The following is an 8,820-nucleotide window of genomic DNA, read 5'->3' on the forward strand; positions in this document are numbered from 1 at the left end:
AGCTCTTCCAAAAGCAGCATCTGCGAGGTAGGTTTCCACGTGGGATCTGTCGCAACCGTTCGATATGCGTCGGCTAGAGCCCGCCATCACTTTTCGCGTCCTTCACACTGGTGGTACCCACACCATGCGAGACCAGTCCTTTACGCTCCGCCCCGATGCCCGTCCGACCCGGCGATTCTCCTCTGTGGGGATCTGCTTATGACCCGGCGTGAGATGCTCACGGCGCTGGGCCAGTGGATTTTGCTGGGCTCCATCATTGGCGTGGCCTGCGGCGCGGCCTCGGCCCTTTTCCTGTGGCTGCTGGAACTGGCCACGGACTATCGCACCGGCCACGAGATCATTGTCTACACCCTGCCGGTGGCGGGCCTCGTTATCGGCTGGATCTACGAGCGCTACGGCCAGTCCATCAAGGGCGGCAACAACCTGGTCATCGATACCATTCACGATGAGGGCCCCGAGATTCCGTTGCGCATGGCGCCCATGGTGCTCATCGGCACGGTGCTCACCCACGTTTTCGGCGGCAGTGCCGGCCGCGAAGGCACGGCGGTCCAGATGGGCGCGAGCATCACCGACTGGATCTCCCACCGGATGCGGGTGAGCAAGGAGACGCGCCGCCAGCTTCTGGCCGCGGGCGTCGCAGGCGGTTTTGGGTCGGTCTTCGGAACGCCCATTGCCGGCGCGGTGTTCGGGCTGGAGTTCGTGGTGCTCGGGCGCATCGAATACAAGGCGCTCGTTCCCGCGGTGGTGGCCTCGATCGTCGGTGACATGACGACGCGGGGGCTGGGCATTCATCACACGAGCTACCTCTCGCCGCCTCATGTGGGGCTCACGCCGCTGCTGCTCTTGAAGTGGGTGGCTTTCTCGGCCGCCGCAGCGGCGGTGACCTGGGCATTTATCGAACTCACCCATCTCATCAAGAAGCAGGGGGAGGCGCACTTCTCGCGTCTGCCGGTGCGGATGCTGCTCGGCGGCATTGCCGTTGTGGGGATGTGGCAGCTCGTCGGGACGAGCGACTACCTGGGCCTTGGCGTGCCGACGATCGTGCGTGCCTTCGAGGACCCCGCGCTTCCAGCCTATGCCTTTGCGCTCAAGCTGGTCTTCACCGCCGTGACACTGGGCGTGGGATTTCTGGGTGGTGAGGTCACGCCGCTGTTCTTCATCGGTGCGACACTGGGAAGCGTGCTGGCGCGTGGGCTCGGTATCCCTATTGAGCTGGGCGCCGGCGTGGGAATGGCGGCGATCTTCGCTGCCGCCTCGAATACGCCGCTCGCGCTCTCGATCATGGCGCTTGAACTTCTGGGCGCGGAGATCTTCCCCCACGTGGTGATCGTGTGCGTGCTGACCTACATCCTCTCGGGTCATCGCAGCATCTACCCCTCGCAGCGCGTGCTCAGCGGTAAGGGCGGCCGCGGCCTTCCCGCGCAGATGAGCCTGCGGGACATGGCCGCGGGCAAGAACGAATCAACGAAAAAGTAGTCAGGCGTCGTCGCGGCGGCGTCCCAGGGCGGTGATGAGCCGCGCCATGTAGTCCTCGGCGCGGGCCATTTCCTCGGGGGTGCTGTCGGGCGAGAGCTCGAAGTCCAGCGCGACGGCGAGGATGGCGGTCATCTGCGTGCGCACAAGAAGCGGGTCGACCTCCCGCCCGGTGGCCTCGGCGTAGACGGGCAGGAGCTTCTCGACGGTGCGTTGGCGGAATTCCTCCAGGCGCGGCGCCAGGGGGGAACCCGGACGCTGGGCCTCCACAATGAGCACACGGAAGAGAAAGCCCGCGATGGAAAAAGCGCCGGTTACCGTACGCAACACGCGCTTGAGGCGCTTCTCGGGCGGGCCGCCCGCAGCGATGGTGTCGGTGATCAGCCGCTCCCACACGCTCATCATCAGATCGAAGAGCGCGACGAGCACATCTTCCTTGCTGCCGAAGAACTGGTAGTAGGTAAAGCGCGAGACGCCGGCGGATTCGAGAATGTCGCTCACATCGACCGCATCGACGCCGCGCAGGCCCAGCACGTCGGCGGCCCCGCGCATGATTTTTCCGTAGCTCTTGTTGGCACCGTTGCGCGCAGCGACGTCGACGACCATGTCGAGCGCTTCGGCGCGGGTGAGGCCGAAACGCCCGGAGGGGGCGGGGCCTTTCGAAGAGGGCTGCAGGAGCTTGCGCGCCTCGGGACCGAGTGCGGTCACGCGCAGGGCCAGCGAAGTGGCCTGATCTTTCATCTCTTCGAGGGCGGCGCTGCCTTCATCGCGGCGCACCGGGCCCTCGGGATTACTCCGCCTTCCGGCACGCGCCGGGCGCGCGGGCGCAATGCCGCCGGGTGATGTTCGCCTGCTGGTTCTGGCCGCCACGTTCAGATTGCTCCTGGATATGCTTATACACGAGATGTTGCCGAATGGCCATTTTCATACTCAATGTCTGATTTTCTGCATGCGGCAAGTGCCCATAAAAATCCAGTAATATTCAGTAGTTATACTGATATGTGCCGATTGCCTGGTAAAGTAGGTCTCTTTTATGCTTGCAATCATACATTGTGTTTGATAGTGATCGGAGCAATCCAAGAAGCGAAGGGATCCGGGCATGAAACACACGACCGCGCACACCGCGCGCTTTCTCAAGGGACTACTGATCGCACTTCTCGCAGTGCAAACGCTGAGCTTTTCGGCCTTCACAGTTGAGGCGCTTGCCTGGGGAACCCCGCCGCCTCCGCCGCCGCCGGCCTACCTTGACGACGGCAACGAACCACCGGCCAATCCGTACCTGGCCGACTCACCCTGGCCCATGACTCACCGCGGGCCCTACAACCAGGCCAGCTCGCCCTGGGCGGGGCTCGACGAGAACGACTCCATCGATGTGGACTACATCTTCGGCACGCCCGGTGCGATCACATTGGCTTATGGCAATGCCAACGGCGCCGGTGACCGCTCCTTCTGGGCCAACACCCCCTTCTATGCGGCTAAGGTCGATCCGCGTGGGGAGGAACTCGCCTACATCGACCAGAGTTCGTCGGACCTGAGTCTCGATGCGCTCTCCGGCGCCTACACGGTGCTCGACAAGAATGGCGTGTTCTATGCGCCCCAGGGGACAAAGCTCCGTGCATTCACCGATGCGACTTCGGGCAAGCCCTTCTCCGGGATTGTGAAGATCGCCGAGTTCCAGCTCCCGGCCTCGGCGCTAGCCTCTTCGTCGGACTCGCTGGTGGGTTTGAACATGACCTGGGACGGCAAGCTGGCTTTCGCCACCGCGGAAGGAATTGTCGGTATCATCAACCGCAACTTTACCGGCCTCCAGACGATCGCTCTGGGGGAAGGTGAGGAAGTCTCCAACTCCATCGCCGTGGATGAGGACGGCGGCATCTACGTTGTCACCAGCAAGCACATGCACCGCGTCCAGTGGGACGGCTCCAGCCTGAGCATCGCCTGGACCGCCGACTACGAAGTCGGACCCGAAGAGCAGGTGGGCGGGCGTCTGGGCGCCGGCTCGGGCGCGACGCCCTCGCTCATGGGCACGGGAAACCAGGACAAGTTCGTGGTGATTACCGACGGCGAGGCGCTCATGAACCTCGTCCTCTTCTGGCGTGACGAGATTCCCGCCGACTGGCAGCCCATCGCCCCGGGCAAGGACCGCCGCATCGCCGCCGAGGTGCCGGTCACATTCGGTGACCCCAGCGCCACGACGTCGGTTTCCGAGCAGTCGGTACTGGTGCGTGGCTACGGCGCGATGGTCGTCAACAACGACTACGGCTTCGATCTGCCCAAGTGGCTTCCTGACCTGTTCAACCAGCTTCTGGTAGCGCTGACCAACCTGCCCGAATACGCGCCCTATGGCGCGGAGAAATTCGTGTGGAACCCGGCAACCCGCAAGCTGAACAGCGCGTGGGCCAATCCCTCGGTGAGCTGCCCCAACGGCATCCCCACCATGAGCACGGCCACGAACCTTGCCTACTGCATCGGCCAGCGCTCCACGAAGTGGACCCTCGAGGGCATCGACTGGGACACCGGTGCCAGCGTCTTTCACAAGAACCTGGGCTACCTGCCGCGCTACAACAGTGCCTATGCCGCCACCGAGATCGGCCCGAACCGGGAGATCGTCAGCGGCACCTTCACCGGGATCATCCGGCTCCAGCCCGAATAAGTCTCGCGTCTCTCAGGAACGAAAAAGGGCCGCCCGGTTGGGCGGCCCTTTTGTTGTGTGTTTTCAGCTCAGACGCGTGGATGTGCTTCCAGGGCCTGCAGTACCGCTTCGTTGCGGGCGCCCTGCTGGAACATCTGGCGCGCGCGGTCGGCGTCTTTGCGCGGGGCTCTCATGATTGCTTTGGCCGCGATGCCGGATTCGACCATGGCTTTGGTGCACTCGATCCGTTCCATGGCCTTGTCCATTGCGCCGTAGCCGTTGGCCGCCTGTTCTGCGAGCTTGCTGGTATACCAGTCCTCGGTATGAAGAACCGTTGGATTTTTGGGTGGCATTACCCCCAGTCTTCCCCGGACTTCTTCAAGCGAGAGGGGCAGGAGCTCCTCAAAATAGACGCAGTTGAATGGAGTCTTCTTCGACGCTCCGGCTCCGCGCTCATAGGCTTCGAGCATGTACTGCATCCATTTGGTCATACCGCACTTTGGACGGAACACCAGCCCGGTGCCCAATGCTTCAAGGCGGGTGAGATTCCGCATGAAAGGACTGGGGGCATAGAGCCCCAGGCTGAAGGCGATGTTGAGGGTTTCACCGGCAAGGTCGGCCCCGTAGCCCGAGAGCATGTGGGTCATGTCATGGGTGTTGCCGATGCGCTCGACGAGCCACTTCATTTCCTCGGGCCATTCGAGCCGGTCGAAATCGCCGCCCTTGTAGGCGAGGCCCGCCAGCACGTAGCCGGGGATGATCCCCTCGCCGCTCATGAATTCGTAGTAGGTGCGCCCCATGCTGGCCTCTGGAAGTTTCTTGAGTGCCTGCATGTCGTTGAGAGCGGCGCCCAGGTCCGGTCGATCCGCGAGAATGCGCCGTCCCTCCGGGTGGGCCCGCATCCGATCGACCATGCGGCGGATCGTGGGGCCGCCCACGGCAAAGACCATCTTGAAATTCTGAGAGGCGCCGAATTCGCTTACCGGGTTGCGAGCCCAGAGGGCAAAGGCCTTCAGGCCCGCAAGGTAGTTTCGCTTGAGGGCGGGGTCTGTCTTTGTTCGATTGAGTAGATGCATCGAATGTCACCTCTTCTTCTTGTGTGTAGTTGTAATCGGGTGCAGCTTCCCGGCATTTTCCAGCGCGCCGCGGGCCCAGATTGCGATGGACGTCTCAATGGCCTCGCGCCGGGTTACTCCCAGGCGCTCGCAGAACTCGGGGCGCGGCGCATTGTCGAGAATCAGGTTGAGGTTTGCCAGGGCGGTGTCGGCATGCAGGTCCTTGCGGATGCTCGGGCGCAACAGGTTCGCACCCATTCGCCGCCACTTGCCGACTTCATCCTCGAAGATCCTGAAAGCCTCGGGGTGATCTCGCTCGATGTCGTCCCAGAACGCGGGCGAGTATTCCGAGACCTTTTGCGACCACGCCTTCGCCCAGTGCATGAGTCCCTCGGCCGCCGAGTCGAACTTCCGATCTCTGGGCATCGCCGCCTGCGACTCGGCCAGATCCTCGGCCCAGCGTTCAACCAGCGCCGTTACGATGTCGTCCTTGGATCCGAAGTGCTTGTAGAGGGTGGTGGCGCTCATGCGCAGCTCGGCGGCCAGCTCGCCCATGACGATCGAGCGGGTGCCGGAGCGACGGGCCTTCTCCGAAAAGGCCGTCAGGATGCGCTCTCGCACCTCATCTGAATCATTTCCCCTGCGCCCGGGGCGGGGGCTGGCTGCCGCGCTCATGCCTCCGTCTCCTGAATAAGTAATATATGTACTCTATAATTACTGTCAATCTCTATTTTGAAATGTCAGATATATTACGAGTTTGTTCGTCTATCGCCTTGGCTGTAATATCTGATTAGCCGGCTGATCAGCCCGCGGGGAGATTCCATGAGCGAATTCAAGACGCTGACCTATGAAAAGACCGGACGCATTGCCCGGATCACGCTGAACCGTCCCGAGCGCGGTAACGGCATCACCTTCGACATGCCGCGAGAGATCGCTTCCTGTGTCGAGCGCGCCGACCTTGATCCAGAGGTCCACGTCATCGCGCTGTCGGGAAACGGCAGCGGATTTTGCGGGGGCTACGATCTGGTGGAAAACGCCGAGGGGATGCTCAGCCGGCAGGAAGATCCGGACCGGCCGAAAAACTCGCCACTCGATCCGATGGTGCAGGCAAAAAACCACATCCCCAACTCCGCGTGGGATCCCACCATCGATTACGCGATGATGAGCCGCAACGTGCGCGGGTTCATGAGCCTTTTCCATGGCAACAAGCCCGTGGTCTGCAAGGTGCACGGATTCTGCGTGGCCGGCGGCACGGACATGGCGCTGTGCTCGGATCTGCTGGTCATCGCCGAAGACGCCAAGATCGGCTACCCGCCCGCGCGGGTGTGGGGATCACCGACGACTTCCATCTGGGTGCATCGGCTGGGGCTGGAAAAGGCCAAGCGCCTGCTCTTCACCGGCGACTGCCTCTCGGGAAAAGAAGCGGTCGAGTGGGGCCTGGCCATTGAATCGGCGCCGGCCGAAGAACTCGACGAACGCTTCGAAATCCTGCTCGGGCGCATCGCGCGCATGCCCGTCAATCAGCTCATCATGATGAAGCTGCTGCTCAACCAGAGCGTCATGGCCCAGGGCCTGCACACCACTCAGATCCTCGGCACCGTCTTCGACGGGATTACCCGCCACACCAGGGAGGGATACGACTTCCAGCAACTGGCCATGAAGAAGGGCTTCAAGGAAGCGGTGCGCGAGCGCGACGAGCCATTCGGCGACTTCGGCAAGTCGACCTTCAAGGGCTAGGGCTTCTACTTTGCGTGCCCGCTCTCTATCCTCGGGCAAAGGAGAGCAACCATGAAGGCGGTCATCAAGGAATCCTGGGCGGCCGACGCGCCCCTGGTCATGAAGGAAATCTCCACGCGCGAGCCGCGTATGGGCGAGGTGCGCGTGGCGGTGAAGGCTGCGAGCGTGAACCCGGCCGACTGGAAGATGCTCGAATCGGGCAGCGCTTCGTTGGCCGGGCGGCTGCTAAGGCCGCGCGGGCCCGTACCGGCGGGACTCGATTTCGCGGGCATTGTCGAAGCAGTCGGGCGCCGCGTCTCCCATGTGAAGCCCGGCGACGCGGTGGCGGGAATCTCGCTCGCATTTCTTGGACAGCAGGGAAGCTACGCGGAGAGCCTCATCGTTCCCGCGCGCATGTGTTGCCGCCTGCCCGAGGGCGTGGACTTTATCAGTGCCGCCACGCTCCCGGTCGCGGGTTACACGGCCTGGCATGCAGTTGCCGACATCGGGCGCCTCAAGGCCGGTGAGAACGCGCTCATCCTGGGCGCCTCGGGCGGAGTGGGACACCTGGCGGTGCAAATTGCCAAGCACGTCTGCGGCGGATTTGTCGTGGGCGTGTGCTCGGCGCGCAATGAGAAGCTCGTGCGCGATCTGGGCGCCGATGAAGTGATCGATTACACAAAGGGCGACTCCCTTGAACAGGCGGAGCAGTTCGCGCCCTTTCAGGTCGTCGTCGACTGCGTGGGCGATTATCCGGGAAACAAGTGTCGCAAGCTGCTCGGTAGCGGCGGTCGCCACGTGAACGTCTCGCCCAATTCCCCGAGCGCCATTGCGCACCTCGTGTCCTCACCGCTGAGGAGTCGCACCCTGCTTGGCGTGCCCACGGGCCGCCAGCTCCTGCCGGTGGCAAGGGCCGTTGCAGAGGATCGCATCAAGGTGATTGTGTCGAAGGAATACCCGCTCGCCGAGATCGATGCGGCGTTTGAGCAGAGCAAGAGCGGCCGCACCGTCGGGAAGATCGTCCTGATTCCCTGAGTCAGTCGCTCTCCACGCCCAGCAGGCGGCGCACTTCGGGATCGCTGCTCATGCGCCAGATCTTTGAATCCAGGTAGTAGTGCTGGAGCGCCCAGCCGATGATGAAGGCGAATGCCACGCTCTCCCCGACGCCTGAATAGCTTGCCTCGCCAAAACCGGCAGTGCTCAGGGAGGCGTTCACGATGGAATCATCGATGAGCCCGCCCAGCGCCTTTCGCAGCCAGATGATCCATGGACCGCGGTAACAGGCGAAAGTAAAGACGATGCCGATCGCGCCGTAGGCCAGCCAGCTCGAATACGCGCGGCGCGCCCACGGGTAGCGCTGCGCGGTCTTCTTCCCATCTGCGTAATACTTCTTTCGTGCGTAGTCCCAGATGATGCGGTGATACTGGATGTTGTGTCCCACGGTCACGATGGGAATGACGAAGGCGGCCAGCAGGGGGCTGGCCGCATAGACGATCAGGTGCAGCGGCACGATGGAGAACAGGAACGCGAGCTTGGCGCCGTTGAGGCTCTCGCCCTCGCTGCGGCGCTTCCATAGCGAGAGAGCGTAGGCCCCGAGCGCCCCGATATAGAGTGTCCAGAAGAGCGGGCGGAAAACCCCCGCCAGCGTGAGCCCGCCCGCGAGCGGCCGCTGCAATCCCAGGTCGGGATAGAAACCCGGCGTTTGCAGGTAGAAGGGCGCGGTAAAGAAGAGCAGCAGCGGCAGGTAGAGCATCAGGTTGAAGAACCAGGTGTCGAGCCGCTCCCAGCGCGGATCGAAGTCGTCGGCCTTCGACTTATAGAGCCGGAAGAAGCCCCAGTGCTGGCGCACCACGTGGTAGTAGGCCCAGAGCTTGAAGAAGGTGAAGAAGACGTAGTAGCCGATTGCCAGAGAGCCCGCAGGAAAGCTCAGCCCGACAAGACCCG

Annotated in this window: 8 protein-coding genes; 4 read left to right on the plus strand and 4 right to left on the minus strand. The window is 62.9% G+C overall.

Features of this window, described 5'->3' with window-relative positions:
- Positions 1–198 precede the first annotated feature (198 nt).
- Positions 199–1,476: a chloride channel protein gene (locus tag KDH09_15990; GenBank protein MCB0221200.1), complete on the plus strand. Its 1,278-nt coding sequence runs from the start codon at positions 199–201 to the stop codon at positions 1,474–1,476.
- On the opposite strand, the gene KDH09_15995 is transcribed toward KDH09_15990, so the two are convergent.
- A complete protein-coding gene (locus KDH09_15995) occupies positions 1,477–2,343 on the minus strand; it encodes a TetR/AcrR family transcriptional regulator (GenBank protein ID MCB0221201.1) in 867 nt (288 codons plus the stop codon).
- Positions 2,344–2,572: 229 nt separating this feature from the next.
- Between KDH09_15995 and KDH09_16000 the strand changes: the two genes are divergently transcribed.
- Entirely contained in the window at positions 2,573–4,126 is a 1,554-nt protein-coding gene (locus KDH09_16000) for a hypothetical protein (GenBank protein MCB0221202.1), read from the plus strand.
- A gap of 68 nt (positions 4,127–4,194) precedes the next feature.
- Here KDH09_16000 and KDH09_16005 read toward each other — a convergent pair whose 3' ends face one another.
- Together KDH09_16005 and KDH09_16010 are read right to left on the minus strand one after the other, a co-directional pair.
- Positions 4,195–5,181, minus strand: a complete 987-nt coding sequence (locus KDH09_16005) for a hypothetical protein (protein MCB0221203.1) — start codon at positions 5,179–5,181, stop codon at positions 4,195–4,197.
- A 6-nt stretch (positions 5,182–5,187) separates the two neighbouring features.
- A complete protein-coding gene (locus KDH09_16010) occupies positions 5,188–5,835 on the minus strand; it encodes a TetR/AcrR family transcriptional regulator (GenBank protein ID MCB0221204.1) in 648 nt (215 codons plus the stop codon).
- A 147-nt stretch (positions 5,836–5,982) separates the two neighbouring features.
- Between KDH09_16010 and KDH09_16015 the strand changes: the two genes are divergently transcribed.
- Positions 5,983–6,897, plus strand: coding sequence for a crotonase/enoyl-CoA hydratase family protein (locus KDH09_16015; protein MCB0221205.1), 915 nt, complete (start codon positions 5,983–5,985; stop codon positions 6,895–6,897).
- A 51-nt stretch (positions 6,898–6,948) separates the two neighbouring features.
- A complete protein-coding gene (locus KDH09_16020; GenBank protein MCB0221206.1) occupies positions 6,949–7,911 on the plus strand; it encodes an NAD(P)-dependent alcohol dehydrogenase in 963 nt (320 codons plus the stop codon).
- A gap of 1 nt (position 7,912) precedes the next feature.
- Here KDH09_16020 and KDH09_16025 read toward each other — a convergent pair.
- On the minus strand, positions 7,913–8,820 hold a 908-nt coding region (locus tag KDH09_16025), incomplete at its 5' end, for a hypothetical protein (protein ID MCB0221207.1).

It is taken from the genome of Chrysiogenia bacterium, from assembly GCA_020434085.1.
Classification (GTDB): domain Bacteria; phylum JAGRBM01; class JAGRBM01; order JAGRBM01; family JAGRBM01; genus JAGRBM01.